Consider the following 26,152-nt stretch of genomic DNA (forward strand, 5'->3'; position numbering starts at 1 on the left):
CCACCAACACAACGGGCTGCTACCTTGGCAGGTAGCAGCCCGTTGGCTGAATAGAAATTCGATTCGGGCTAGGCCTTCACGCCCAGCAACAGCAGCAGGAAGGCATACTGCCGGGCCACGTCGTGGAGGCTTTTGAAGCGGCCCGAGGCCCCGCCGTGGCCGGCGGCCATGTCGGTGTGCAGCAGCAGCAGGTTCTGGTCGGTTTTTACGATGCGGAGCTTGGCCACCCACTTGGCGGGCTCGAAGTACTGCACCTGGGAGTCGTGCAGGCCGGTGGTCACGAGCATGCTCGGGTAGGCCTGGGCCTTCACCTGGTCGTAGGGCGAGTAGGAGAGCATGTAGTCGTAGAACTCCTTCTGGTTGGGGTTGCCCCACTCGTCGTACTCGCCGGTGGTGAGCGGAATGCTTTCATCGAGCATGGTGGTCACCACGTCCACGAAGGGCACGGCCGCCACTACGCCCTTGTAGTACTCGGGGTGGTTGTTCACCACGGCGCCCATCAGCAGGCCGCCGGCCGAGCCGCCCATGGCAAACAGCTTATCGGCGGAGGTAAATTTCTGGTCGATGAGGAATTTGGAGCAGTCGGTGAAGTCGGTGAAGGTGTTTTTCTTCTTGAGCTTCTTGCCGTTCTCGTACCACTGCCGGCCCATTTCCTGCCCGCCCCGGATGTGGCAAATCACGTAGGCAAAGCCCCGATCCAGCAAGCTGAGGCGGGCGGCGCTGAAGGTGGCGTCCATGGAGTAGCCGTAGGAGCCGTAGGCGTACTGCAGCACCGGCGCCGTGCCGTCCTTCTTGAAGCCCTTCTTGTACACGATGGACATCGGGATTTTGGTGCCGTCGGCGGCCGGGGCGTAGAGGCGCTCCGTCACGTAGTCCTCCTTCTGGAAGCTCCCGAGCACGGTTTGCTCTTTCAGCAGCTTCTTGCTGCGGGCGTTCATGTCGTAGTCGAAGGTGGAGTTGGGCGTGGTGAGCGAGGAGTAGCCGTAGCGCAGCACGGGCGTATCAAACTCGGGGTTGATGCTGATGGCGGCCGTGTAGGTGGGCTCCCCGAAGTTGAGGTAGTGCTCCTGCTTGTCCTTCCACCGAATCACGCGCAGCTGCAGCAGGCCCTCCTTCCGCTCGCCCAGCACCAGGTAATCCTTGAACAGCTCCATGTTTTCCAGAAACACGTCGGGGCGGTGGGCAATAACCTCCTGCCAGGCCGTTTTGGCGGTGTTCTTCACCGGCGTTTTCAGCAGCCGGAAGTTGGGCGCCCCGGCGTTGGACAGCACGTAGAAGTCCGAGCCGAAGTGCTCCACCTCGTACAGATGGTCGGCCTCGCGGGGCAGAAACACCTGCAGCGCTGCCGTGGGCTTGTTGGCTTCCACGTACCGCACCTCCGACGACATGGTGCTGCCAATGGTCAGCAGCACGTACTGCCGCGACTTGGAGCGGTGCACCCCGATGCGGAAGGTGTTGTCCTTTTCCTCGTATACCAGCTGGTCCTTGCTGGGGTCGGTACCCAGGGTATGGCGCAGGAGCTGGTAATCCAGCAGCGTGCTGGGGTCTTTGCGGGTGTAGAAGACGGTTTTGTTGTCGGCGGCCCACACGGCGTTGCCGCTGGTGTTCGGAATCTGCTCGGGGTAGAGCTGGCCGGTTTGCAGGTTGCGGAAGCGCAGCGTGTAGAGGCGGCGGCTCACCACGTCCTCGGAGTAGGCCATTACCTGGTTGTCATCGCTCACTTCCAGGCCCCCAATCTGGTAGTAGCTCTTGCCCTGGCCCAGCTCGTTGCCGTTGAGCAGAATTTCCTCTTTCGCGCTGAGGCTGCCCTTTTTGCGGCAGTAAATCGGGTACTCGGCCCCGGCCTCGAAGCGGGTGTAGTAGTAGTACCCATTGTCCCGGTACGGCACCGACTCGTCCTGCTCCTGGATGCGGCCCTTGATTTCCTGGAACAGCGTTTCTTCCAGCCCTTTCACCGGAGCCATCTGCTGCTCGAAGTAGGCATTTTCGGCGTTCAGGTAGCTGATAACCTCGGGGTTCTCGCGCTCATTGAGCCAGTAGTAGTTGTCGAGGCGGGTGCCGAAGGGCGACTTGAGTTCTTTGGCCTTGAGGGCCGCCACGGGGGGCTTGGTCATAGCAGTGGAAGAAGTTTGGGCGTGGGCCGCCGTAAAAGCCAGGGCCGCGAGGCCCGTCAGGGTAATACGCAATAGAGTCATCGGAGTCTGCTTGGCGGAAGCCTGAATTACGAGGTTTTTACCCGGATTTCGCCTATCCCGCAGCCGTCAGGGGCACTACCAGCGTGAGCGTGGTACCGCATCTCACGGCAGATTCCAGGTGCAGGCGGGCGTTGAGGTAGCGGGCCCGGCGGCGCAGGTTGTGCATGCCCAGGCCGTTGTGGTCGGCGGCGGCCGCGTCGAAACCCCGGCCATTGTCGTGGACCCGCAGCGTCAGGGCTTGGTTGGTACGCTCCAGCGTCACGCTGACTTCTGTGGCCTGCGCGTGCTTGACCACGTTTTGCAGGGCTTCCTGGGCAATTCGGAATACGACCGTTTCCAGGGTAAGCTCCAGCCGCGGCTCGGCAGGTCCCAGCAGGTGCAGCGTGGCCACCAGGCCTGCCCCGGATTGGTTTAGCCGGGCCAGCTGCTCGCGCAGGGCCCGGGGCAGGCCGTACTCCAGCAGGGCTACCGGCGTCAGGCCGTGCGAAATCGAGCGGATTTCGCGCACCGATTCACTTACTGTTGCAATGGCGGTGGTGAGCAGTTCCCGGTGCAGGGGCTCAGGCAGCGGCAGGCGCTGGCGCAGAGCGGCCAGGTTCATGTGGGCGGCACTTAGCAGCTGCCCCACCCCGTCGTGCAGATCGGCGCCCACCCGGCGGCGCTCCTTTTCCTCAATTTGCAGCATTTCGGCCGTGTAGCTGCGTTCCAGTCGCTGCCGTTCCAGGGCCAGCCCGGCCACCCGGCGCAGGTGGCGCCGGCTCAGGATCAGGTAGCCGCCGGCTGCCGCCGTGGCCAGCACTACCAGCGCGCCCAGCAGGAACTGCTGCCGCCGCCGGGCCGCGGCTCGCTCCCCGGCTTCTATCAGGGCCTGCCGCCGCAGCTGCTCACTGAAGCTCAACGCTTCTACCTGCACCCTGCGGTTGAGGCTGAACAGGCTGTCGCGCACCGCCGTGGCCCGGCGCAGATGAGCATAGGCCCGGCTCGAGTCGCCGAGGGCCGCATACTGCCCGGCCAGGTAGGTGCTAGCATCGAGTACGCCTTTGGTATAGCCGCCCGTCTGGCTGATCTGAAGTCCCCGCCGGGCATACGCCAGCGTCGCCTCCAGCTGCCCATGCTGGCGCGCCAGCCGGGCCAGGCCCAGCCAGGCCTGGCAGAGTGCGTAGGCAACCGGCATGCCCCGGGCGCGGCTGATGGCCCGGCGGTAATATGTTTGAGCCGTTAATTCCTGGCCCTGGCGAGCCGCAATATCGCCCAACAGGGCCAGGTCGCCGATTTCACTGTGCCAGTCGTGCTGCTGTAAATCAAGCTCATACCCCCGCTCCGTGTAATAGCGGGCCGAATCGAGCTGCCCCAGCCGAAGGTAAGCGTAGCCGATGTTACCCAGAATGGGCGTAAGCAGGGCCGAATCGGGGATGGCTTCGGCCTGGCGCATGGCCCGGAAGAAGAACTGCAACGCCAGACGCGGACTTTCCTGCTCGAGGTGGGCAAAACCCAACCCGTTATCGGCGTGCCCCAGGCCTCCGCGGTAGTGAATCTGCTCGGCCAGCCGCCGGGCCTCTACCTGCGACTGCACGGCCGTGGGATAGTTACCGCTACGCAAAAAGGCCCAGCCCAGCATCAGCAACGACCGACATTCGCCCCGCTGGAAGCCCAGCTCGTGGGCTAGGCGCCGACTTTGCTGACCGTAGGTAATGGCCGTCAGCGGGTCGTAGTCGGTTTGGTTCCAGGCCAGCAGAATAAGCAGGTTAACGCGGTTGGTATCGGGGCGGGAAATGGCCAGCAGCTGCCGCAGACTATCGGCCCGCACGGGGGGACGAGCCGCCAGAATCTGGCCGCTGACACTCCACCAACATACAAGTAGCAACAGGAAGCGTTTCAACACCTCCAATATATCATACTACCGCGATATTCCACCAGCCGACTAACGGAACCACCTGGTAGTCTGGCTAAACGCAACCGGCCGGCTGCTACCAGGAGCAACCGGCCGGTTATGAAGTTTGCAGGTAAGGGTTTACAGCGCCGCCAGGCTCTGCTCCAGGGCCGTGATTTTGGCTTCGGCGTCGGCCAGCTTCTGCCGCTCACGCTCCACGAGGTCGGGCTTGGCGTTGGCCACGAACTTCTCGTTGGCCAGCTTTTTCAGCACCGAGTCGCGGAAGCCCTGGGCGTATTCCAGCTCCTTGGTCAGGCGCTCCTTCTCGGCCCCAAGGTCAATCTGCCCTTCCAGCGGCACGAAGAACTCCGCGCCGCCCGCCACGAAGCCCACCGAAGCCGCCGGTGCTTCCCTCACCACCGATACGTCGGTGAGGGCGGCCAGCTTGCGGATGATACCGTCGTAGTCCGTGAGCAGCTGGGCGTCGTCGGTTTTGGCGGCCAGGGTCAGGGGCTTGTTGGGGCCCAGGCCCTTCTGGTTGCGGATGGTGCGCACGCCGCCCACAATGGCCAGCGCCTTTTCCATGCGGGCCAGCACCTCGGCGGCACCCGCTACGGGCTGGGCCTTGGGCCAGGCAGCCACGCACACGTACTCCTTGGGGCCGCGCTCCTGCAGCTCGTGCCAGATTTCTTCGGTGATGAAGGGCATGAACGGGTGCAGCAGCTTGAGCAAAGTTTCGAGGAAACCGGTGGTCAGGCGCAGCGTTTCGGGGTCGATGGGAGCCTGGTAGGCGGGTTTGATCATCTCCAGGTACTCCGAGCAAAAGTCGTCCCACACCAGCTTGTACACCGTCATCAGCGCATCGCTCATCCGGAACTTCTCGAAGTGCTCGTCCAGCTCGGCAATGGTAGCGTTGAGCTTGGCCGAGAACCACTCCACGGCCTTCTCGTTGGGGAAGGGCAGCGCGGCATCTACCTCCCAGCCCTTGATCAGGCGGAAGGCGTTCCAGAGCTTGTTGGAGAAGTTGCGGCCCTGCTCCACCAGCTTTTCGTCGTAGAGCAAGTCGTTGCCGGCCGGGGCCGAGAACAGCATGCCGGTCCGGACGCCGTCGGCCCCGAACTGCTTGATGAGGTCCAGCGGATCGGGCGAGTTGCCGAGCTGCTTGCTCATCTTGCGGCCCTGGGCGTCGCGCACGATGCCGGTGAGGTACACGTTGCGGAAGGGCACTTCCTTACGATACTCCAGGCCGGCCATAATCATGCGGGCCACCCAGAAGAACAGGATGTCTGGCCCCGTCACCAGGTCGTTGGTGGGGTAGAAGTAGTTGACGTCAGCGTTGTCGGGGTCCTTGAACCCATCAAACACCGAAATCGGCCACAGCCACGACGAAAACCAAGTATCCAGCACGTCCTCGTCCTGGCGCAGGTCGGTGAGCTGCAGGTCGGCGTTGCCGCTCTGCTCGCGGGCCTGGAGCAGGGCTTCCTCGGCGGTGAGGGCCACCACATAGGTGCCGTCGGGTAGGTAATAGGCCGGAATCTGCTGACCCCACCACAGCTGCCGCGAAATGCACCAGTCGCGCACGTTTTCCATCCACACCCGGTAGGTGTTCTTGAACTTGGCGGGGTGCAGCTTCACGGTGTCGTTTTCCACCACTTCCAAGGCTGGCTTGGCCAGGTGCTCCATTTTCAGGAACCACTGCATACTCAGGCGGGGCTCAATAACGGCCTTGGTGCGCTCCGAGGTCTGCACGATGCTGGCGTACTCCTCCACCTTCACCAGGTGGCCGGCTTCCTCCAAATCCTTCACGATGTTGCGGCGGGCCGCAAACCGGTCCTGGCCCACGTACAGCACGGCCTTCTCGTTGAGCGTGCCGTCGTTGTTGAGAATGTCGATAACGGGCAGGTTGTGCTTCACGCCCAGCTCGTAGTCGTTCAAATCGTGGGCCGGCGTCACCTTCAGCGCGCCCGTGCCGAAGTCGATGCTCACGTACTCGTCCAGAATCACCGGAATTTCGCGCCCCAGCAGCGGAATCCGCACTTTGGCACCGTGCAGGTGCGTGTAGCGCGGGTCATTGGGGTTCACCGCCACCGCCACGTCGGCCATGATGGTTTCCGGGCGCGAGGTTGCCACTGTGAGGTAGTTGTTAGTTGTCAGTTGTTGGTTGTCAGTATCGTTCTGCTGGCCACCTTCACTAACAACTGACAACGAATCACTGATAACTTCATACCTCAGGTGGTACATCTTGGCCATCACGTCCTTGGGAATTACTTCCTCGTCGGACAGGGCGGTCTGGCCCAGCGGGTCCCAGTTCACCATCCGGATGCCGCGGTACACGAGGCCCTTCTGGTGCAGGTCCACGAACACGCGCAGCACGGCTTCGGTCAGCTCGGGCTCCATGGTGAAGCGCGTCCGGTCCCAGTCGCAGGAAGCGCCCAGTTGCTTGAGTTGCTCCAGGATGATGCCGCCGTATTTCTCCTTCCAGGCAAAGGCGTGCTCCAGGAACTGCTCCCGGGTCAGGTCCTTCTTCTCGATGCCCTGCTCCTTGAGCAGCGCCACTACCTTGGCCTCGGTGGCAATGGAGGCGTGGTCGGTGCCGGGCACCCAGCAGGCTTCCTTGCCCTGCATGCGGGCCCGGCGCACCAGCACGTCCTGAATGGTGTTATTAAGCATGTGGCCCATGTGCAGCACGCCCGTCACGTTGGGCGGCGGAATCACCACGGTGTAGGGCTGCTTGCGGGGGTTGGCTTTGGCTTTGAAGAAGCCCTGCTCCTGCCAGCGCTGGTACCATTTGGCTTCAACGTCGGCGGGAGTATAGGTTTTGGCGATGGACATCAGCGGAGGGAATTCAAGTCGGAATACGGGCGCAAAAGTAGGCAATTCAGGCGGGGGCCGGAAATCGGTTGATGCGCAAGCGGCGGAGCCGGAAACCGGGCCGATGCGCCCCGGCGTCCGTATGTTTGCCCCATGCTGCTCCCCTTTCCCTCCGACCCCGATTCCGCCGCCGACGACACCCTGGAAGGATTGGTGCTGGCGGGCGGCCAGCCCACGGTCGAAAACCTGGTGGCCGCCTACAGCCGGGGCATTTTTCCGTGGCCGGTGCCGGAGTGGCCGGTGCTGCCCTGGTTCTGCCCGCCCCGGCGCGGTATTCTGCGACTGGAGCGTCTGCACGTGGGCCGCACGCTGGCGCGGGTGCAGCGGCAGTCATCCTGGCGCATTAGTTTCAACGAGGCCTTTGAGGCCGTTATCGGGGCCTGTCGGCAGCAGCCCCGTCCCGGCCAGCCCGGCACCTGGATTACGCCCCAGCTGGTGCGCGGCTATGTCGCCCTGCACCGGGCCGGGTACGCACACAGCGTGGAAGTCTGGGACGGGCCCACCCTGGTGGGGGGCCTGTACGGGGTGGCCGTGCGGGGCGTGTTTGCGGGCGAGAGTATGTTCCATTCGCGCCCCAACGCTTCCAAGCTGGCGTTGCTGGCCCTGGCCGGCCACCTGCGCGGGCAGGGCACCGGCCTGCTCGATATTCAGCAGCTCACGCCCCATTTGGCCGCTCTGGGAGCCGAGGAAGTCAGCCGCCGGGCGTTTCTGCACCTGCTGGCCGGGGAGCAGGCCGCCGGCCGCACGCTGCTGTTTCCGCCTCCCCCGGAAACACGATAAGCCCCGCCGAGGCAGAGCTTAGGGTGTTTTCGGGGGGCCGAAGCCGGGGCGTTAACCTACGCTTCCTGGTGCAGCCACTCTTTTTTGGCGGTCAGCTTTTCCTGCGACTCGCGGTAATCGGGGTCGTCCACGCAGCAGTCCACGGGGCAGACGGCGGCGCACTGGGGTTCCTCGTGGAAGCCCACGCACTCGGTGCACTTATCGGACACGATGTAGTAGTACTCGTCGGAAATCGGGGTTTGCGGGGCCACGCCCGACACCACCGCGCCGCCGTCCAGCTGCACTTCCTTCAGGCTGGTGCCGTCGGCCCAGCGCCAGGCGGCGCCGCCTTCGTAAATAGCGGTATTGGGGCATTCCGGTTCGCAGGCACCACAGTTGATGCACTCGTCGGTTATCATGATGGCCATAGCCTGGGGAGTCGTTAAGGGGTTGAAATCGGTGTGGCAAGGTACGCAATCTGCCGGGGGCAGGATGCCCCGGGGCGAAATTACGGATTACCCGTGCACAGTTGAGTAATTTCGGGCCGCCAATTTTTGTTTTCTGCTTCCGCTGCCTTTTCGCCCTTCTTCCCTCCCTGATAAGATGCTGCACGCCGACCGCCTCGCCGCCTTCGTTGCCCTGGGCCAGCGCCTGGCCGCCCTGCTCACGCCCGCCTCTGCCGACGAGCTAACCGAACTCACGGCCCGCGCCCGCAACAACAACCCCTGGTTCGACGCGCCCAACGTGCGGGCCGCCCTCGATGGCATTGCCTACCTGTTGCGCGAGGAGCCCCTGCGCCAGTGGGCGGCCCGCTACCCGCCCGAGCCCGACGCGCCCCGGCCGGTGGGCGTGGTCATGGCCGGCAACATTCCGCTGGTGGGCTTCCACGATGCGCTGTGCGTGCTGCTGAGCGGGCACCGCCTGCTGGCCAAGCTCAGCCAGGACGATACCGTGCTCATGCGCTGGCTGCTGAACGAGCTGGTCCAGCTGGAGCCCCGCTTCGCCGAGGCCATTCAGTTGGTGGAGCGCCTCAACGCAGCCGACGCCTTCATTGCCACCGGCTCCGACAACACGGCCCGCTACTTCGAGTACTATTTTGGCCGCAAGCCCCACATCATCCGCCGCAACCGCACCAGCCTGGCCGTGCTCACGGGCCGCGAGTCGGACCACGACCTGGGCCTGCTGGGCGAGGACATTTTCCGCTACTACGGCCTGGGCTGCCGCAACGTGAGCAAGCTCTACGCCCCCGTCGGCTACGATTTCACCCTCCTGCTCGATGCGCTGCAGCCCTGGCACCGGGTGCTGGAGCACAACCGCTACCAGAACAACTACGACTACAACAAGAGCATTCTGCTGGTCAACCGCGTGCCTCACCTCGACTCCGGCTTCCTGCTGCTCACGCCCAGTGCCCAGCTGGTGTCTCCTATTTCGGTGCTTCACCACGGCGCCTACGCCAACGAGGTGGACCTGGCCGACCAGCTGACCGACGTGGCCGCCCAGACCCAGTGCCTGGTATCGGCCGGAGGACTCTACCCGGGCAGCTTTCCCTTCGGCAAGGCCCAGCAGCCCGGCCTCACCGATTACGCCGACGGCGTGGATACGATGGCATTTCTGGCCGGTTTGGAGTAGTCCGCGGCCCGGAAAGCCGGATGTTTTCGGTCAACGGCTGCTTTTGCGGGGTGAACACCGGGAAAACAATCGGCATTTTAATTGTATTTTAACATGTTAGATGGTATCTTTCCAATCCCACCAAATACCTTCTGCGTCATGTTAGCTATTGAACAAAAAGCCGAAATAGTTGCCAAGGAAAACCTGCTTCAGTACCGCTTTGCGACCGAGGAAGTTCTCCCCTCAGTGGCGGACCGGCAGCTGCGACGTCACTCTGCCGAGCGCGCTACCACCCTCGGCAACGGCTACCACGGCAAAGTCAACATCTACTTCCGCACGGCGGAAGGAGCCACCAAATGCGTGCAGACGACCGTTTGGGCCACCGATGCTGACTTCCTGACTCTGAAGTCCGGCAGAGCCATTCCGCTGCGCTCCGTGCTGGGCTTCGATTTTCAGTAGCCGCCGGCCCATCGGTATTACTTCGCACCTGCAACTTGAACTTATCCTAGTCCGCCCATCCTACCGAAAGATGGGCGGGCTTTACGGGTTTTCACGGGCTGTATCACTATACCCATATCGGATACAACGCCGCAGCAGACGGCCACTGGAATCAGGCCTGGTTTTGGATAACCATCGGGGGCGGCCACTGCGTACACTGGCTGCCTCTATTTCATTGCTCCTGCGCGCAGGAAACCCACATTACCGACTCCGACCATGATACCCGAACTCAAACCAACGGATGCGTCCGTTGAAACCGTCGCCAAAGAGCAGATTCCTGACCTGCGCTTTGCTTCCCACGATGTCCTCACCGATCCGGTGGCCCTGCAGCGCCGCCGCTACGACGCCGAGCGCGCCGCCACCCTGGGCAACGCCTACCACGGCAAGCTCGACATCTACTTCCAGACCGCCGACGGCGCCACCAAGCGCGTGTATACCACCGTCTGGGCCACCCACCAGGATTACCTCACCCTCAAATCGGGTATTGCCCTGCCCTTGCGCGCCGTCCTGAGTTTCGATTTTTACTAAGGCGTCACAGCCCCCTGATACGGCCAAAAGCCGCCGCTCCGGACCAGGGCGGCGGCTTTTTGGTTCGGCGCGGGGGCGCGGCAACCCGACGAAACCTGCTAAATGCGGTCCAGGGTTTTGATGATGAGGTCGTTGACGATGTCGTCGGCATTGGCGGCGAATTCGCCGGTGGTGCGGTTGGCCACAATGGCGTTCAACGACAGCACCTCGTGGCCCAGCATGCGGCCCAGAGCGTAGTAGCCGGCCGTTTCCATCTCGAAGTTAGTGAGGCGGAACTCGCCCTCGGCGCTCTGGTGGCGGAACTGCTGGTAGGCTTCAATGAGATGGGGCAGGCGCAGATCCAGGCGCAGCACCCGGCCCTGGGGGCCGTAAAAGCCGGGGCAGGTGAGCGTGTTGCCACTCAGCATATCAAAGCCCACCTGCTCGCGCAGCAGGTCGGAGCCGCGCACGCAGTACGGGCGGTAGGGCAGTTGCAGGGCCTGCTGAATGCCGGTAGCCACCTCTACTTCCAGGCCGGTTTCCACCAGCGGGTAAAACTGCATCAGCGAATCGAGGCCCACGGCGTGCTCAGAAGCCAGCAGAGAGCCCACCGGCACATCGGCCTGCAGGGAGCCGCTGGTGCCCACCCGGATGATGCGCAGGCTGATGTGCTCTTCGCGCGGGCGCGCTTCCCGGGTCACGAAATCCACGTTCACCAGCGCATCAAGCTCATTCATCAGAATGTCGATGTTGTCGGTGCCCATGCCCGTGCTGATCACGGTGATGCGCTTGCCCTTGTAATAGCCCACGTGCGTGACGAATTCGCGCTTGTGGATTTTGGTTTCGATGGAATCGAAGTGCTGGCTTACGGAAGGCACGCGCTCCGGGTCGCCGACCGTGATGATGGTGTCCGAAATGTGGTCGGGCAGCAGGTTGAGGTGGTAGACGCTGCCGTCCTTGTTGAGGATCAGCTCCGATTCGGCGATGGGCATGGGTGGGGATTTTAAGTATTGGGAAAGGATGTGTTACGCAAAAAAGCAACTGTCATCCTGAGCGAAGCGAAAGATCTTTGTGGAAGGCAGCATCAGAAGATACGTTCTACACAGATCCTTCGCTCCGCCCAGGATGACAGGTTCGGGCAAATTCTTGGTTACAAGCCCGGGGCCCGGTAAGAAATCAGTCCTTGCTCGGGACTGTAGTGGTTGCTGAGTTTGGGGTAGGTGCCGGTGCCATCGTAGGGGCGCTTGGCGGGGTGCTGCTGGCAGGCCGGGGAGCAGGCGCCCTCCAGCTCGTCGGCGCAGGCTTCGCACAGGGGCAGGTGGGCGTTGCAGTGCGGGTTGGCGCAGTTCACCATGCGGCTGCTGAGCGTGTGGCAGTGGTGGCACTCACTGATAACGGAGGGGTTGACGGTGTTCACGTCCACGGCCACGCGGCCATCAAAAACGTAGCACTTGCCCTCGAAATCCTCGCCGCCGGCCTCCAGACCGTACTTGATGATGCCGCCGTGGAGCTGGTACACGTTCTCGAAGCCCTGCTCCAGCAAAAAGGCCGAGGCCTTCTCGCACTTAATGCCGCCGGTGCAGTACGTGAGCACCTTTTTATCCTTGTACTGGGCCAGCTCGGCCACCTTGGCCGGGAACTCACGGAAGTTCTCAATGTCCAGGGTTACGGCATTCTTGAAACGGCCCAGCTCGTGCTCGTAGTCGGAGCGCACGTCGAGCACCACCACGTCGGGCTGGTCCTTGAGGTCCTTGAACTCCTGGGGCGAGAGGTGGATGCCGGTGCGCTCGTAGGGCTTGATGTCGGGCAGGCCCACGTGCACAATTTCGGGCTTCACGCGCACGTGCAGTTTCTGGAAGGTGTGGGCCGGGGCCTCTTCCACCTTGAACTCCAGGCTGGCAAAGCGCGCATCGGCCTTCACCAGGCGCATGTACTCCTCACAATCGGCCCGCCGGCCCGAAACCGTGCCGTTCAGGCCCTCGGGCGCCACAATAATGCGGCCCAGCAGGTTCAGTTGCAGGCAGAGCCGGTGGTGCTCCTCCCGAAACTGCTCCGGGTTTTCGAGCGGCGTGTAGCAGTAGTAAAGCAGAACGAGGTAATCCATCTTCCGAATCAAGAATTAAGAATCGAGAAGTAAGAAGTAACGGTCGTACCAGCGCAACTTGGCCAGCCTTGTCAATTCTTACTTCTCAATTGCTACCTAAACCTTAGCCGCTGGGTTGCCAAATACGGTCTGGCCGGCGGGAACGTCGGCCACCACGACGGAGCCGGCACCCACGCGGGCTTTGGCCCCGATTTTCACGCCGGCCACCACAATGGCACCGGCCCCGATGAAGGCCAGCTCGCCCACCTGCACGTTGGCGTTGAGGATGGCCCCCGCGCCCAGCTGGGCATAGTCGCCCACTTCGGCCTTTACCTCCACTACGGCGTTTGCGCCCAGAATGCAGCCGTCGCCGAGCTTGGCCGTGCCGGCTACCACGGCGTTGGCCCCGATGAGGTTGCCGTGGCCCAGCCAGGCGTGGGCCGATACGCTGGCCCGCTGGTGAATGGCATTGACGGGAGCCACGGTGTATTCTTCGCGCAGCATGTTGGTAAGGCTGCGGCGGCTGGCCGTGTCCTCGGTGGCCACGAATACCTCGCACTTTTTGCCCAACAGCTTGAGCAGCTCCTTGTCGTCGGTGTTGCCCATCACGGGCACGTCGTTGAGCTCGGTGCCCTGGAGGGCGGCCTCATCGTCGAGCAGGCAGTACACTACTACGTCGTTGCTCTGGAAGGCATCGAGGGCGGCGGTGCCCACGGCCTGCGCGCCCAGAATGATTACGGGGTTTTCCATACTATTAAAAAACGGCCGCGAGGGCCGATGGGGAATGGCGAAAGTAAAGCGCAAAGATACGGGCCTTGTTTTTATCGGGGTCCGGTGTCTGGTTGTTGGTTGTTGGTTGTTGGTTGTTAAAGAAAGAACGTCATTCCGAGCGGAGCCGAGAAATCTCGCGGGCTGACGTTGCTGAAGTAATCTGCTGATAGGGTGCCAACCCGGCGTCAGCCCGCGAGATTCCTCGGCTCCGCTCGGAATGACGTCCCTTTCTCCTGCTATTAACCGCTCCCACTAGAAAATCCGGCGGACCAGCCACCGGAGCAGGCGGGCGGCGTACTCGTTTTGCAGCAGCAGCAGCACCAGAAAGGGCAGAAAGCTGACCCGGTACCGGTTGAGCGTGCCCAGGTTGGGGGTGCTCAGGCCCAGCAGCGCGGCCAGAATCAGGCAGTACAGGAGCAGCGCCAGCACCAGGGCAAACGGCAGTTGCCCGGGCCGGCCGCGCCCGACGGCCACCACCGCCAGCAGCAGCAGCGCCAGCAGCGCCAGGTTTTCCAGGCCTGCAATAGCGTAGAGCGCCGACCGGCCTTCCCAGGGCCAGGGCCGGGTAAGAGTATTGAATACGGCCCGGGGCGCGTGCTCCACCACGCTGGCGGTGGTAGGGCGCAGGTCAGGGTACACCAGGTGCGGGCGGTTGCGGGAAGTTTTGAGCAGGCTGCTGTAATTGCGCTGGAGCTGGGAGGTAAATTTATTGGCCCGGAACAGCGGACTAACCTCCCCGGCAACCCAGGCCCCACCACTCAGCAGGGCCAGCAGCAGGGCCGTTTGGGTCCAGCGGCTGCGGGCCGCGCCCAGGTGCTGCAGGGTGCGCGTGAAGCCCAAACCAACCAGATTTCCAAAGAGCACGACGGCAAAAAAGTAGCGCATCTTGAAATGCAGGAGCGCGACTCCCAGCAACCCCGCCACCGCCCGCCACCGCCGGGTAGCCGGCCCGTAGGCTAGGTACACCACCAGCGCCAGCACCAGCGCCCCGCTACCCACCAGCAGACTTTCCTTGGTCAGTCCGGAGGTCCAGTACACCACCGTGGGCCAGGTCAGAAACGCCCCTACCCCCGCCCCCGCCGGGGCCAGCGGCCACCGCAGCCGCAGCTGACGCACCAGCTCCCAGCACCCCACGAAGCTGAACATGGACAGATAAAGCCCGTTGAGCGCCGCCGTGCCCAGACTGGCCAGATTGAAAATCGACAGCAGCTTGATCAGGAAGAGCGTGTTCGAGAACCCGTGAAAGACCAGGGCCTGCCCCTGCCAGTGAAACGCATCCGCAAACAGCATCCGCCCCCACTGCCCCGGGGCATGCCAGAGCTGGTCGGTCAGGCGGCCCGACCAGTACTGAAAGTAACGGCCATCGTCACTGAGCAGCCATACCGAAAGGGCCGTAGCCCCCAGCTTGAGCACCAGCGTAGGCAGCACCCAGCGGCCGATGCCGGATAATTGCCGCATCCGGGGCAACCAGCGCAGCAGCAGCCAGAGCAAGCCGGCGTTAAGCCATAAGGCAAGAAGAATTTCGGGCAGCAAAGGGTAACGTTGAAGAACGTGAGGCAGCAAGTTACAAGTCGTGGGCTGCCTGAGCGAACCGGCTGCTCCTGGCTTGTGCTTCCCGGCTCCGGCTTACCGCCTCAGCAGACTGGCCCCGATGCCGCATTGCACGCAGCGGCGCGGGGCACAGTAGCCGTGTTCCAGGGCCAGCAGCGCCTGGGAGTCGGCAGCGCAGGTGTGGCGGAAGCCGGCAGCCTGGTAAGCGTCGGTGAGGTGGTTGCGCTCCGGGGGCAGAGAATCGAGCAGACTCAGGGCCGCTTCCATTTGTGCCGGACTGCCCAGGCTGCGGGCGTAGGCCAGGCGTAACGGTACCACGGTGTTAATAATGAGCAGATGGACGCTGGTTTTGCCCAGCGCGGCCGTTTTCCCGGGTTTGCCGGGCCGGGTATGCGTTTGCCAGTACGCGGGCAGCGGGACCGTGAAGAACTGCTCCAGCGCCGGCACGTCGCGGGCCGTGCGCAGGGCGTCGAAGAGCGTGGGCCGGGCGTGGAGCAGGGCTACCAGCTGGGCCAGGCGCACGGTGGGGAAGTTGGCGGGCCGCAGGCGCAGGAAGTTCCAGTCGGCGGCGGCCAGGGCGGTGCCGTGCAGGTTATACTTGTGGCGCAGAAACTCAAACTCAGCGCCTAGCTCCCGACTGTAATCGTCCAGGGGCTCGTCGGTCAGAAAACCGGCCTGTCCGAACACCAGCGCGGCCAGCGGCAGCGCATCGTGGCGGTGGCGGCGCAACAGGGGTAGCGGCAGAGCCTTGGCCAGCCGACTCAGGGGCTCGGCATTCTTCTTAAACCCGAAGGCGGCGGCCAGCGCGTGCCAGGCCGTGGCCTCCCAGTCCTGGCCCAGTTGGGCGTGCAACTCCGCCATACGGTCGGCTTTCTGCTCCATGCGCTCCAGCAGGGCGCGACCCAGCATCATGGTGCGCGTCAGCTCGGTTACGCGGGGCAGCAGCGGGGCGCAGGGCAGCAGCACCCCGGCCGGTTGCTCCCGGAGCTGCTCGTAGGCGGCCAGGGCTCCGGCCGGCAGCCGCGCCGCCAGGGCCAGGGCCGGAATCACGGAGCCGTTGGTGCGCTGCACGTCAATATCGGCCGAGTGCACGACGTGCAGCACGACCTGGTCGTACTTGGGGTCCGTCTGGTGGTGGTGACGGTGCCAGTCGGAGGCGCGCAGGTGGATTTCCACGGCCCCGTTCCACTCCACTTGGCCCAGACGCAGGCGGGCGCTCAGGAAATCGGGGCCGGCATCGGGGTTGCGGTGGCCGGGCCGCAGCACGGTTACCAGCTGGCCGTCCTCGGTGCGCAGGTCGGTCTTATCGAAATACTGGTGCTGCCAGATATAGTGGAGAAAATCTTCCTGCATAACGAGGCAGATATAGCGAGCCAGGGGAAGTATAAACAGCGAATGAAAATAGTAAAAAAACAGGCTCAATCAGCCATAAAAAAACCGGCCCGCCCCTGCTGAAGTAGCAGAAGCGGGCCGGTCGGGTTGGCAGGCGGGGCAGTTAGCGCAGGTCAATCACCTTCACGCCCTTGTACTTGTTCTTATCGAAGTTGAAGGTGGTGGCATCCACCGGGAAGTTGGGCACGAACTTGCTGATGCGGTAGGTGTAGCGGTTGCCGTTCTTCTTGAACATCTGCCAGCTCTTCACCGACTTATCGGCGCGGCTCACTTTCAGGCGCACCTTGTACACGGGGTTGTTGCGGTCCTCGGGCGAGAGGTCAATCACGTCCACCGTTTCGCCACCTTCCTTGGCTTCCTGTACGTAGGTGTACTTGTAGCCTTTCTTGTAGAGCGTGTAAATCTGGGAAGGCGAAATTTCCTGCTCGTCGGGCTCGTAGTCGGAGATGTTCACCTCGTTTTCCGACTTCATGTAGGTCCACATGGTCTGGCCGTTGTTGATGACCTCCTGGCCGCTCATCTTCAGGCGGAACTTCTGGCCGCTGACGGTGATGTCGCCGGTCAGGTTCTCCTTCACCTTGGCCGCATCGTTTTCGAGGGTCTGGGTGAAAGTGGCCTTGAACGCTTTCATGGCCTGGTACTTGGAGCTCATCTGGTCCAGGATTTTGCCCGCTTTGGGGTCCTGCTGGGCCTCAGCGCCGGCCATGAACGAAACGGAGAGAGCGAGCAGCGCGAAATATTTTTTCATTGCAAAAGAGAGTGGCGTTTTTCAGAGCTTAGAGTAGAGAACTTAGAGCTTAGTCAAATTCTCCTTCACACATACTCCAAATTGGAATCTAGGTTCTAGGCTCTGAGATCTAAGCTCTGAGCCTTACTTGGCCAGCGTATTCAACAACTGTTCCAAACTGTATTCGTCCGGAATTAAAACTTCCCGGGCCTTGCTGCCCTCGAACGGCCCTACGATGCCGGCGTGCTCCAACTGGTCAATCAGGCGGCCGGCGCGGTTGTAGCCGAGCTTGAGGCGGCGCTGGAGCAGGGAAGTGCTGCCCTGCTGGTGCGTCACGATAACGCGGGCCGCTTCCTCGAACATACTGTCGCGGTCGGAGGGGTCGAAATCCTCGCTGTTGCCATTGCCGCCGCCGTCCTCGCCCACCACTTCGGGCAGGTGGTAGGCGTCGGGGTAGCCCTGCTGCTCGCCCACGAAGTCGCAGAGGCGGTCCACCTCGGGCGTATCAATGAAGGCGCACTGCACCCGGATGATGTCGGAACCCTGGGAGATGAGCATGTCGCCCTGGCCGATGAGCTGGTCGGCCCCGCCGGCATCGAGGATGGTGCGGGAGTCGATTTTGCTGGTCACCTTGAAGGAAATCCGGCAGGGGAAGTTGGCCTTGATGATACCGGTAATCACGTTCACGGAGGGGCGCTGGGTGGCCACAATCAGGTGAATGCCGATGGCGCGGGCCAGCTGGGCGAGGCGGGCAATGGGCGTTTCCACTTCCTTGCCGGCCGTCATCATCAGGTCGGCCAGCTCGTCAATCACCAGCACAATGAAGGGCATGTAGCGGTGGCCCTTCTTGGGACTGAGGCGGCGCTCCACAAACTTGCGGTTGTACTCCTTCAGGTTGCGGCAGCCGGCGTCCTTGAGCAGGTCGTAGCGCTTGTCCATCTCCATGCACAGGGAGTTGAGCGTGTTCACCACCTTCTTGGTGTCGGTGATGATGGGCTCCTCCGTGTCGGGCAGCTTGGCCAGGAAGTGGCGCTCAATCTTGTTGAAGATGCTCAATTCCACCTTCTTGGGGTCGACGAGCACGAACTTGAGCTGCGAGGGGTGGCGCTTGTAGAGCAGCGAAGCCAGAATCACGTTCAACCCCACCGACTTACCCTGGCCCGTGGCGCCGGCCATGAGCAGGTGGGGCATTTTGGCCAGGTCCACCACGAATACTTCGTTGGTAATCGTGCGCCCGAAGGCAATGGGCAGGTCCATTTCGGAGGTGATGAACTTGTCGGTGTTGAACACCGAGCGGATGCTCACCATCTCCTTCTTGGTGTTCGGCACCTCGATACCGATGGTGCCCTTGCCCGGAATAGGGGCAATAATACGGATGCCGAGGGCGGCCAGGCTCAGAGCAATATCGTCCTCGAGGCTCTTGATTTTGCTGATGCGCACCCCAACGTCGGGCACGATTTCGTAGAGCGTGACCGTGGGCCCGATGGTGGCCTTGATGGAGGCGATGTTGATGCCGTAGTGGCCCAGCGTTTCCACGATGCGGTCCTTATTGGCTTCCAGTTCCTCCTTGGTGACCTGGGCCTTGGCCACGCCGTAGTCGTTGAGCAGCTCCAGGGTGGGGTACTGGTAGCGGGGCAGGTCGAGGGTGGGGTCGTACTCGCCGCTGGGCATTACTTCTTCTTCCTCGTTTTCCTCCGCAATCAGGGCCATATCGGCCCCGGCCGAGGGGTCCAGCTCGGGCTTGGCGGTAGAGTCTTCCACCTCAAACGACAGGCCGGCCGGCACTACCGGCGCAACCGGCACTACGGGCATGGAAGGCGGCAACGGCGCATCATCATCGGCCAGATCGGCCAGGGAAAGCGGAGTGGGCACGCTGGAAACCGGGGGTGCCACGGGCGCCGCCGGGGCCGGGCGCGGGGGCTCCGGCTCGGCTACCTCCACCGAAAAGCTGGGGCCGGAAGCAGGCTTGACCGCAGCAGCGGCCACGGCCGGAACCACGCTCATGGGCAGGGCGGCGGCCCCGGCCGCGAGGCCACCCGCTCCGGCCGAAGCACCGGTGGCGGCAGCGGTAGCAGTGGTAGCAGCCGCCAGGGCCGGCGAGGCTACCGGGCCGGTGCGGGGCACGGGCGGCTCATAAAATTCCGGCTCCTCGGGTTCAGGCTCGGACTCGGCCAGCGGGCCCACGCGCTTGAGCGTAATACCCAGGGAGTCCTCCTCCTCGGCAGTGCCAGGCTCGTCGGTGGCCCAGGGGGCGGGCTCGTGGGTGGCGGGGCGATTGGCGGCCGGGGCGCGCAAGGCAGCGGCTTCCTTGGCGTCGTCGTCGTCGTCATCCTGCTCCCCGGCGCTGCGGCGCAGGTTGAGGTTGAGGCTGGTGACGTTGAAGAAGAACACCACGAAGGAAATCAACAGGAAGGCCAGCAGCAGCACCGTGCCCCCGCCCAGCAGGCCGCTGAGCCAGGAGGCGGTTTCGTAGCCCACGCCCCCGCACAGAAAATCCAGGCTGTGGGCCACTTCCGGCGACACCTCGGGCCCTTGCAGAGACAGCACCACGTAGCCCAGCAGCAGGCTCAGCCAGAGCATCACGAACAGGCACAGGGCCAGCACGTAGCTAAACGACACGCCGGCCCGCCGGAACACGATTTTGTAGCCCAGAAAGAATACGACCGGAATGACGGCAAACGCGGCCACTCCGAAGCCGTCCTGAATCAACCACTGAGCCAGCACGGCCCCTACCAGGCCCAGCCAGTTGCCGGTTTCCTTGCCCGCCTCGGCCGTGGCCGTGGTGCCCAGACTCTCGGTCACGCTTTGGTCGGCGTGCCCCGTGAACAGGAAGGAAATGAAGGCAATGGTGAGGTAGATGGAGCCGATCAGAAAGAAGAAGCCCAGGAAAAGCTGGAAGCGCCGGTCGCGCAGAAAGTTCAGCGCCCCGCCCAGCTGGAGGGTGGGCAGCGCGAAGGGTTTGCGGGCCTTGGGGGAGCTGGGGGCGGCTTTGGGCTCGTTGCGCCGTGCCTCGCGAACGGGCTCGGCGGCGGGCCGGGGCTGGTTGCGGGCGGGCCGGGGCTCCGTGGCGCGGGGCTCGTTGCTGCGGCCGCCGGCCGTTCCGGAAGGTTGCTTGTAGGTATTTTTCGCCATTGGAATGTTCGCCAGAAACCAAATCTAGGCATAAAGGCGGTGAAATGGTGAGACAGGGATGCGGTGAGTTATGCGCGTGGGCATCCGGGCCAGGCCGGTGGTCTGGTTAACCCGTTGCGGTCTGCCACTTACGGCGCGCCGTGGCATGCCCACCTCTGCCGAGCGCAGACGCACTATTTCGCCCAGGCGCACCAAGCTCAGCACCAGCGGGGCCAGCACCGCCCCGCACAGGGCCGCCGACCGAGACAAGGGATAAAGCGGAAGTGGCGGGGGCATTGCGGAAAGCAGGAAGAAAAAGCGGGCTAAAACAACACAGCCGGCCCCGGCCGACATCCCCCACGCCCCTCGTCACGTTACACCGCCAAAAGCCCGCCCCGGCACCGCTGGCTCCTTCTGCTCCCTCCGGCTTGAAATGCTACCCTGGAGCGGGGAATCAACAGCCCTCAGCCCCTGGCGACTGATCAGGTTCTTCGCCCTCATCCACTCCTGCGCCATGCCCGAACGCCTGCTCTCCTCCCCTGACAGCCCCGCCTATTGTCGGCTCGTTTACCACCCTGAGTTGCACCGGCTGCACATTACCTGGACCGGCTACGTGGGTCCCGAATACGCCCGGGAAGGTGCCGAGGCCAGTCTGGACATGCTACGGGAGCTGCACTGCCCCTACCTGCTCAACGATAACAGCCAGCTCGAAGGCCCCTGGTTCGACTCCCTGCACTGGCTGGCCAAGGAATGGGGGCCGGCCGCAGCCAGCGCTGGCCTGCAGTACGTGGCCCACGTGGTGCGGGCCGACACCCTGGCCAGCACTTTCATCGCCACGCCCGCCCACCAACTATTTCGCAAATTCGAGATTCAGATCTTCGACAGCCTGCCCGAAGCCACCGAATGGCTGCTCAGCTGTCAGGCCATCGGACACCAGGAGAAAGAGAAATAGTTGCTGGTTGTCAGTTGGCAGTTGGCAGTTGGCAGTTGTCAGGATGGAAGAAACGTCATTCCGAGCGCAGCCGAGGAATCTCGCGTGCTGACGTTGGAATGCTAACCAGACATCAGGATTACTGTTGCACGCAAGATTCCTCGGCTACGCTGCGCTCGGAATGACGTTTCTTCCATCCTGACAACTGACAACTGACAACTGACAACTGACAACCAGCTACTCAGCTGCGGGGGTGGAAGTCGGTGATGATCTGGCGCAGGTAGTCCCGGTCGAGGTGGGTGTAGATTTCGGTAGTCGTGATGCTTTCGTGGCCCAGCATTTCCTGCACCGCCCGCAAATCGGCCCCGCCCTCAATGAGGTGGGTGGCAAAGCTGTGGCGGAACGTGTGCGGACTGATGCTCTTGCGGATGCCGGCTTTCTCGGCGGCGCTTTTGATGATGTTGAAAATCATAACCCGCGAGAGGCCGGTGCCGCGCTTGTTGAGAAACACGGTGTCCTCGTGGCCGGGTTTGATGTCGAGGTGGGCCCGGATGCCCTGCAGGTAGAAGCCCAGGTGCTTGAGCGCGTCGCGGCCGATGGGCACCAGCCGCTCCTTGTTGCCCTTGCCCGTCACGCGCACAAAACCCTGGTCGGCGTAGAGGTTGGACAGGCGCAGGCCCGTCAGCTCGCTCACCCGCAGTCCGGAGCTGTAGAGCACTTCCAGGATGGCCCGGTTGCGGGTGCCCTCGGGCGTGCTCAGGTCGAGGGCGGCCAGCACCTGCTCAATTTCGGGGTAGCTGAGCGTATCGGGCAGCTTGCGGCCGGTTTTGGGCGCTTCCAGCGTGTCGGTGGGGTCCAGGGTCAGCATATCTTCCATAATCAGGAAGTGGTAGAAGGCCTTGATGCCCGAGAGGGTGCGCGCCTGCGACGTGGCCTCCAGACCCAGCCCGCCCAGCCAGGCCAGGAAGTCGCGCAGGATGCGGGTAGTGACCTGCTGGGGCGAGGCCGGCAGCTTTTCCAGCTCCAGGTACTGGCGCAGCTTGTGCACGTCGCGCACGTAGGCCTGCACTGAGTTGGCGGAAAGCGACTTTTCCAGCTGGAGGTAGCCCTCGAACTGCTTGATGGCAACGGACCAGGTGGACATGAGGGTCTGGGTTTGGGGGGACTGAGGGACTGAGGGACTGGGCAAAGATACGGTCATCCTGAGCGGAGCGAAGGACCTTATCACGTTGTATTGTGCCAACGACCAGTGCCGGTGGTACAAGGTCCTTCGCTCCGCTCAGGATGACCGTATCTTTGCCCGGCCTCCCAGCCCAGCCCAGTTCCTCAGTTCCTCAGTTCCCCAACCATGAACATACTCATCATCAACGGCCCCAACCTGAACCTGCTGGGCCGGCGCGAGCCGGGCATTTACGGCACCCGCTCCTTCGAGGAATACCTGCCCGAGCTGCGCGAAGCGTTTCCGCAGTTCGAGCTGGAATATTTCCAGAGCAACCACGAGGGCGAGCTCATCGACAAGCTCCACGAAGTAGGCTTCAGCTACCACGGCATCGTGCTCAACGCCGGCGGCTACACCCACACCAGCGTGGCCCTGGCCGATGCCGTGGCCGCCATCGGCGCGCCGGTGGTGGAGGTGCACCTGAGCAACCTGCACGCCCGCGAAGAATTCCGCCAGCGCAGTCTGCTGGGCCGCAACTGCGTGGGCAGCATCAGCGGCTTCAAGCTCGAGAGCTATAAGCTGGCCCTGCACTACTTCGACGGCCAGCGCCCCAAGCGCGTCGGCTTCCGGGTCTGAGGCGGTGAAAGAGTGAAATGGTGAGAAGTGAGAAGTGAGAAAAGGAACGTCATTCTGAGCGGAGCGGAGCGAAGTCGAAGAATCTCGCGAGCAATGGTAATTCTTATACCAGCGTTAGTACCGCAACGTCAGCCCGCGAGATTCTTCGACTTCGCCTCCGGCTACGCTCAGAATGACGCCCTTTTTTTCCTCACCTCCCTCCTTTCCCGTTGCCTACCTTTGTTATTCAACCTGACTTTCCTTCGCATATGTATACGTTCAATCCCGGCCCTTCCCAGGTGTACCCGCAGGTACGCCGCTATTTGCAGGACGCCTTTGATGAGGGCTGGCTCTCGGCCCCGCACCGCGGGGAGCGGTTTGTGCAGCTCATGCGCCAGACGGTGCAGGAGCTCAAAAACAAGCTCAACGTACCCCAGGATTACACCGTGTTCTTCATGAGCTCGGCCACCGAGTGCTGGGAAGTGCTGGCCCAGAGCCTGACGCCCACCAAGAGCTTCCATCTCTACAGCGGGGCCTTCGGCGAGAAATGGTACGAGTACGCCAAGGCCCTGCGGCCCGAGTCCACGGGTATCAAATTCGGTATCGATGAGGTGCCCGACGCCCGCAACCTGCCCGGCCTCGACGAGCATACCAACCTGGTCTGCCTGACCCAGAACGAAACCAGCAACGCCACCCAGCTGCGCGACGGCGTGATTCTGAACATCTACAACCGCCTGCCCGGCAACGCCCTGCTGGCCGTGGATGCCACCTCCTCGATGGCCGGCATCCAGCTCAAGTTCATCAAGGCCGATATCTGGTACGCCTCGGTGCAGAAGTGCTTCGGGCTGCCGGCGGGCCTGTCGGTGATGCTGCTCTCGCCCCGGGCCGTGGAGCGCCTGCGCAAAGTGAATGAGCGCAGCCACTACAACTCGCTTACGGCCCAGTACGAGAAGATGCTCAACTTCCAGACCACCCACACGCCCAACGTGCTGGGCATCTACCTGCTCAACCGCACCCTGCACGATAACCCGGCCATCAAAATCACCCACCAGCACGTGCAGGAGCGCGCCACCAAGCTCTACGACTACTTCGACCAGGCCACCCAGCTCCGCCCCCTCGTCACGAATCCCGAAACCCGCTCCAGCACCGTTATCGGCCTGCAGGGTGCGCCGGCCCTCATCGAGGAAGTGAAGCGCCAGGCCCTGGCCCAGGGCCTGCAGCTGGGCAGCGGCTACGGCCCCTGGAAACCCACCAGCCTGCGCATCGCCAACTTCCCCGCCATCCCCGACGCGGCCTTCGAGCAGCTCGTCCAGTTCTTCGCCAAAGACTTCGCCTAAGAGGTGAAATAGTGTAGATGGTGAAATGGTGAGTTGTCGGGCCGCTGGACCAAGGGTTCAGGCCCACATCCCCAGAACAGCCAACTCACCATTTCACCATTTCCCTATTTCGCCCTATGTTCAGCTTCAAGGAAATAGCCTCCGTCACGCTCACGCTGTTTGCCATCATCGATATTCTGGGCTCGGTGCCCATTATCATCCAGATCCGGCAGCGCGAAGGTGGCGTGAACGCCGAAAAAGCCACCCTGGTAGCGGGGGTGCTGATGGTCAGCTTCCTGTTTCTGGGCCAGAGCATCCTGTCCCTGTTCGGGGTTGATTTTCAGTCATTTGCCCTGGCCGGGGCCATTATCATCTTCCTGATCGGGATGGAGATGATTCTAGGCATTGAGCTGTTCCGCCACGATCCTACTGCCGGCACCGGCTCCATCGTGCCGCTGGCCTTCCCCCTCATCGTGGGGGCCGGCACCATGACCACGCTGCTCTCCCTGCGCGCCGCCTACCAGCTGCCCAACGTGCTGGCCGGCATTCTGGTAAACCTAGTGTTCGTATACCTGGTCATCAAAAGCTCGGCCTGGATTGAGCGCAAGCTCGGCAAAGCCGGCGAAGACATCCTGCGCCGCGTGTTCGGCGTCATCCTGCTGGCCATTGCCATCAAGCTGTTCAAGACGAATTTTTAGGAGTCAGAAGCTGCTTCGCAGGAGCCAGGAGCCGGGAGTTAGGAGAGGGAACGGCTGTCATCCTAAGCGGAGCGAAGGACCTTATTACGTCAAACCGAGTCGTTGTTACGGCCGTTCAGACGTGATAAGGTCCTTCGCTTCGCTTGGGATGACAGCCGTTTTCTCTACTAACTCCTGGCTCCTGCGAAGCGGCTCCTCAACTACTCAGTACTCCCCGATTTCCGGCTCCTCGCGGCTCATGAGCAGGCCCACCATCATCAGCACGCCGGTGAGCAGAATAACCAGGAAGAGGATGTTTTCGGACACTTCGCCGATAAGGTGCTGCTGGGGAATGCTGTAGAAAAGCAGCACCGTAATCAGGCCCTTGGGCGCGATGAACAGCTCCGGAATGAGGTCGGTTTTGGCGATGTAGCGCAGGTAGAAGTAGCGGATGGCCGTGAGGGCCGCCACAATGAGCACGCCCTGGAGCAGCAGCTGGGGGCTGAGCAGCTTGTTGAGCGTGATGCTGAAGCCAAAGAGCAGGAAGAAAAACGTGCGGATCAGAAAGGCCGATTCGGCCGTGATGCTGCGTAGCTGGTGCAGCTCCTCGGTCAGCCGGCCGGGATTGAACCAGCGCTGCAAGGGCCCGATCATGAACTGCTCGGCATTATTGACGGCCAGGCCGAACACCAGCACCAGAATCAGCGACGAGAGGTGCAGATTCTTGGCCACGCTGTAGAGCAGCACCAGAAAAGCCAGCACCAGAAAAAACTTCACGTGCAGCCGGATCCGGTCGAGCAAAAACACCAGCGCCGCCGTACTCACCACGGCCAGCAGCAGCACCGCCACCACATCGAAGCCAAAGGTGACTACCGACATGCCCTGGGCGAAGTTATCCTGGAGGGCAAAGTTGAAGAACATGATGCCCAGAATATCGGAAAACGTGCTTTCGTAGACGATAAACTCCTGCTTCTCGCCCGTGAGGCCTGCCACGCTGGGAATGGCAATGGCCGAGCTGATGACGGCCAGCGGAATGGCGTTCACGAGGCAGCTCTGGAAGTTGACGTGCAGCCAGTAGTGCAGAATCAGGGCAATGACCACCGACTGGACCACCAGCATGAGCACCGCCGCGAAAAAGGAACGGCGGATGAGTGGGGCTTTGGCGCGGGTTATCTTCAGATCCAGGGCCCCCTCCAGCACAATCATAATCAGCCCGATAATGCCGAATATTTCCAGAATGACCTTGGGCGTGGCAAACGAAACGTCGAAGTAATCGGCGGCCTGGCGCAGGGCGATGCCCGAGAGCAGCAGCATAAGCACCGACGGCACCTTGGTGGCGCGGGCCACCAGGTCGAAAAGGTAGGACAGAATCACGGCCAGGCTCAGGCCGATGAGAATGGAATATGAACCCATAGAGCGTAGGTAACCCGGTTTTTGGCTTCGACTATACGCACAATACGTCCGAACCGCCGAAACAGGGGCCGCGAAGATACGGTTTCGGGGCCGGAAGG

General features: G+C 62.6%; 21 protein-coding genes. 8 read left to right on the forward strand and 13 right to left on the reverse strand.

What is annotated here, in order from left to right:
* Positions 1-68: 68 nt before the first annotated feature.
* From KLP40_RS05075 to KLP40_RS05085, 3 genes are all read right to left on the reverse strand, one after another.
* Entirely contained in the window at positions 69-2,195 is a 2,127-nt protein-coding gene (locus KLP40_RS05075; protein WP_394369982.1) for a S9 family peptidase, read from the reverse strand.
* 52 nt (positions 2,196-2,247) lie between these two features.
* The gene (locus KLP40_RS05080) at positions 2,248-4,059 is read right to left on the reverse strand and encodes a tetratricopeptide repeat-containing sensor histidine kinase (protein ID WP_215592630.1); all 1,812 of its coding nucleotides are present in this window, start codon (positions 4,057-4,059) and stop codon (positions 2,248-2,250) included.
* 147 nt (positions 4,060-4,206) lie between these two features.
* A complete protein-coding gene (locus KLP40_RS05085) occupies positions 4,207-6,897 on the reverse strand; it encodes a valine--tRNA ligase (protein ID WP_215592631.1) in 2,691 nt (896 codons plus the stop codon).
* Between the two features lie 132 nt (positions 6,898-7,029).
* On the opposite strand from KLP40_RS05085, the gene aat reads away from it, so the two are divergent.
* Positions 7,030-7,716, forward strand: a complete 687-nt coding sequence (gene aat, locus KLP40_RS05090) for a leucyl/phenylalanyl-tRNA--protein transferase (protein WP_215592633.1) — start codon at positions 7,030-7,032, stop codon at positions 7,714-7,716.
* Between the two features lie 56 nt (positions 7,717-7,772).
* On the opposite strand, the gene KLP40_RS05095 is transcribed toward aat, so the two are convergent.
* Positions 7,773-8,123, reverse strand: a complete 351-nt coding sequence (locus KLP40_RS05095) for a 4Fe-4S binding protein (protein ID WP_215592634.1) — start codon at positions 8,121-8,123, stop codon at positions 7,773-7,775.
* A 175-nt stretch (positions 8,124-8,298) separates the two neighbouring features.
* On the opposite strand from KLP40_RS05095, the gene KLP40_RS05100 reads away from it, so the two are divergent.
* From KLP40_RS05100 to KLP40_RS05110, 3 genes are all read left to right on the forward strand, one after another.
* Entirely contained in the window at positions 8,299-9,324 is a 1,026-nt protein-coding gene (locus KLP40_RS05100; protein ID WP_215592635.1) for an acyl-CoA reductase, read from the forward strand.
* Between the two features lie 138 nt (positions 9,325-9,462).
* Positions 9,463-9,762, forward strand: a complete 300-nt coding sequence (locus KLP40_RS05105; protein WP_215592636.1) for a hypothetical protein — start codon at positions 9,463-9,465, stop codon at positions 9,760-9,762.
* A 255-nt stretch (positions 9,763-10,017) separates the two neighbouring features.
* Positions 10,018-10,329: a hypothetical protein gene (locus KLP40_RS05110; protein WP_215592638.1), complete on the forward strand. Its 312-nt coding sequence runs from the start codon at positions 10,018-10,020 to the stop codon at positions 10,327-10,329.
* A 98-nt stretch (positions 10,330-10,427) separates the two neighbouring features.
* On the opposite strand, the gene KLP40_RS05115 is transcribed toward KLP40_RS05110, so the two are convergent.
* From KLP40_RS05115 to KLP40_RS05145, 7 genes are all read right to left on the reverse strand, one after another.
* Positions 10,428-11,300 carry a nucleoside phosphorylase gene (locus KLP40_RS05115; RefSeq protein WP_215592639.1) on the reverse strand — a complete coding sequence of 291 codons (873 nt, stop codon included), beginning with the start codon at positions 11,298-11,300 and terminating at the stop codon, positions 10,428-10,430.
* A 158-nt stretch (positions 11,301-11,458) separates the two neighbouring features.
* Positions 11,459-12,412: an oxygen-dependent tRNA uridine(34) hydroxylase TrhO gene (gene trhO / locus KLP40_RS05120; RefSeq protein WP_215592640.1), complete on the reverse strand. Its 954-nt coding sequence runs from the start codon at positions 12,410-12,412 to the stop codon at positions 11,459-11,461.
* Positions 12,413-12,508: 96 nt separating this feature from the next.
* Positions 12,509-13,141, reverse strand: a complete 633-nt coding sequence (locus KLP40_RS05125) for a NeuD/PglB/VioB family sugar acetyltransferase (RefSeq protein ID WP_215592641.1) — start codon at positions 13,139-13,141, stop codon at positions 12,509-12,511.
* A 273-nt stretch (positions 13,142-13,414) separates the two neighbouring features.
* Positions 13,415-14,695 carry a hypothetical protein gene (locus KLP40_RS05130; protein ID WP_215592642.1) on the reverse strand — a complete coding sequence of 427 codons (1,281 nt, stop codon included), beginning with the start codon at positions 14,693-14,695 and terminating at the stop codon, positions 13,415-13,417.
* 93 nt (positions 14,696-14,788) lie between these two features.
* On the reverse strand, positions 14,789-16,066 hold the full coding sequence (locus KLP40_RS05135; RefSeq protein WP_215592643.1) for a DUF2851 family protein: 1,278 nt from the start codon (positions 16,064-16,066) through the stop codon (positions 14,789-14,791).
* A gap of 142 nt (positions 16,067-16,208) precedes the next feature.
* A complete protein-coding gene (locus KLP40_RS05140; RefSeq protein ID WP_215592644.1) occupies positions 16,209-16,853 on the reverse strand; it encodes a LolA family protein in 645 nt (214 codons plus the stop codon).
* A 123-nt stretch (positions 16,854-16,976) separates the two neighbouring features.
* Positions 16,977-19,964 (reverse strand): FtsK/SpoIIIE family DNA translocase, encoded by a 2,988-nt coding sequence (locus tag KLP40_RS05145; RefSeq protein ID WP_215592645.1) that lies wholly within the window; start codon positions 19,962-19,964, stop codon positions 16,977-16,979.
* 493 nt (positions 19,965-20,457) lie between these two features.
* Between KLP40_RS05145 and KLP40_RS05150 the strand changes: the two genes are divergently transcribed.
* Entirely contained in the window at positions 20,458-20,895 is a 438-nt protein-coding gene (locus tag KLP40_RS05150) for a hypothetical protein (RefSeq protein ID WP_215592647.1), read from the forward strand.
* Positions 20,896-21,115: 220 nt separating this feature from the next.
* On the opposite strand, the gene xerD is transcribed toward KLP40_RS05150, so the two are convergent.
* The gene (gene xerD / locus KLP40_RS05155) at positions 21,116-22,018 is read right to left on the reverse strand and encodes a site-specific tyrosine recombinase XerD (protein WP_215592648.1); all 903 of its coding nucleotides are present in this window, start codon (positions 22,016-22,018) and stop codon (positions 21,116-21,118) included.
* 204 nt (positions 22,019-22,222) lie between these two features.
* Here xerD and aroQ point away from each other — a divergent pair, with 204 nt between their 5' ends.
* The 3 genes from aroQ to KLP40_RS05170 all read left to right on the forward strand — a co-directional run bounded on the left by aroQ (position 22,223) and on the right by KLP40_RS05170 (position 24,662).
* Positions 22,223-22,669: a type II 3-dehydroquinate dehydratase gene (aroQ, locus tag KLP40_RS05160; protein WP_215592649.1), complete on the forward strand. Its 447-nt coding sequence runs from the start codon at positions 22,223-22,225 to the stop codon at positions 22,667-22,669.
* Between the two features lie 248 nt (positions 22,670-22,917).
* Positions 22,918-23,985, forward strand: coding sequence for an aminotransferase class V-fold PLP-dependent enzyme (locus KLP40_RS05165; RefSeq protein WP_215592650.1), 1,068 nt, complete (start codon positions 22,918-22,920; stop codon positions 23,983-23,985).
* Between the two features lie 116 nt (positions 23,986-24,101).
* Entirely contained in the window at positions 24,102-24,662 is a 561-nt protein-coding gene (locus tag KLP40_RS05170; RefSeq protein ID WP_215592651.1) for a MarC family protein, read from the forward strand.
* Between the two features lie 204 nt (positions 24,663-24,866).
* On the opposite strand, the gene KLP40_RS05175 is transcribed toward KLP40_RS05170, so the two are convergent.
* Positions 24,867-26,054, reverse strand: a complete 1,188-nt coding sequence (locus tag KLP40_RS05175; protein WP_215592653.1) for a cation:proton antiporter — start codon at positions 26,052-26,054, stop codon at positions 24,867-24,869.
* Positions 26,055-26,152: the final 98 nt, after the last annotated feature.

This window comes from Hymenobacter piscis, assembly GCF_018760735.1.
In the GTDB taxonomy this organism is placed as follows: Bacteria; Bacteroidota; Bacteroidia; order Cytophagales; family Hymenobacteraceae; genus Hymenobacter; species Hymenobacter piscis.

Coding starts and splice junctions, on each gene's coding strand:
- KLP40_RS05095 (WP_215592634.1), bottom strand. CDS start 8,123: ATGGCCATCATGATAACCGACGAGTGCATCAACTGTGGTGCCTGCGAA.
- KLP40_RS05175 (WP_215592653.1), bottom strand. CDS start 26,054: ATGGGTTCATATTCCATTCTCATCGGCCTGAGCCTGGCCGTGATTCTG.
- aat (WP_215592633.1), top strand. CDS start 7,030: ATGCTGCTCCCCTTTCCCTCCGACCCCGATTCCGCCGCCGACGACACC.
- KLP40_RS05115 (WP_215592639.1), bottom strand. CDS start 11,300: ATGCCCATCGCCGAATCGGAGCTGATCCTCAACAAGGACGGCAGCGTC.
- KLP40_RS05165 (WP_215592650.1), top strand. CDS start 22,918: ATGTATACGTTCAATCCCGGCCCTTCCCAGGTGTACCCGCAGGTACGC.
- KLP40_RS05105 (WP_215592636.1), top strand. CDS start 9,463: ATGTTAGCTATTGAACAAAAAGCCGAAATAGTTGCCAAGGAAAACCTG.
- KLP40_RS05135 (WP_215592643.1), bottom strand. CDS start 16,066: ATGCAGGAAGATTTTCTCCACTATATCTGGCAGCACCAGTATTTCGAT.
- KLP40_RS05170 (WP_215592651.1), top strand. CDS start 24,102: ATGTTCAGCTTCAAGGAAATAGCCTCCGTCACGCTCACGCTGTTTGCC.
- KLP40_RS05075 (WP_394369982.1), bottom strand. CDS start 2,195: ATGACTCTATTGCGTATTACCCTGACGGGCCTCGCGGCCCTGGCTTTT.
- trhO (WP_215592640.1), bottom strand. CDS start 12,412: ATGGATTACCTCGTTCTGCTTTACTACTGCTACACGCCGCTCGAAAAC.
- KLP40_RS05125 (WP_215592641.1), bottom strand. CDS start 13,141: ATGGAAAACCCCGTAATCATTCTGGGCGCGCAGGCCGTGGGCACCGCC.
- xerD (WP_215592648.1), bottom strand. CDS start 22,018: ATGTCCACCTGGTCCGTTGCCATCAAGCAGTTCGAGGGCTACCTCCAG.
- KLP40_RS05145 (WP_215592645.1), bottom strand. CDS start 19,964: ATGGCGAAAAATACCTACAAGCAACCTTCCGGAACGGCCGGCGGCCGC.
- KLP40_RS05140 (WP_215592644.1), bottom strand. CDS start 16,853: ATGAAAAAATATTTCGCGCTGCTCGCTCTCTCCGTTTCGTTCATGGCC.
- KLP40_RS05110 (WP_215592638.1), top strand. CDS start 10,018: ATGATACCCGAACTCAAACCAACGGATGCGTCCGTTGAAACCGTCGCC.
- aroQ (WP_215592649.1), top strand. CDS start 22,223: ATGAACATACTCATCATCAACGGCCCCAACCTGAACCTGCTGGGCCGG.
- KLP40_RS05100 (WP_215592635.1), top strand. CDS start 8,299: ATGCTGCACGCCGACCGCCTCGCCGCCTTCGTTGCCCTGGGCCAGCGC.
- KLP40_RS05085 (WP_215592631.1), bottom strand. CDS start 6,897: ATGTCCATCGCCAAAACCTATACTCCCGCCGACGTTGAAGCCAAATGG.
- KLP40_RS05150 (WP_215592647.1), top strand. CDS start 20,458: ATGCCCGAACGCCTGCTCTCCTCCCCTGACAGCCCCGCCTATTGTCGG.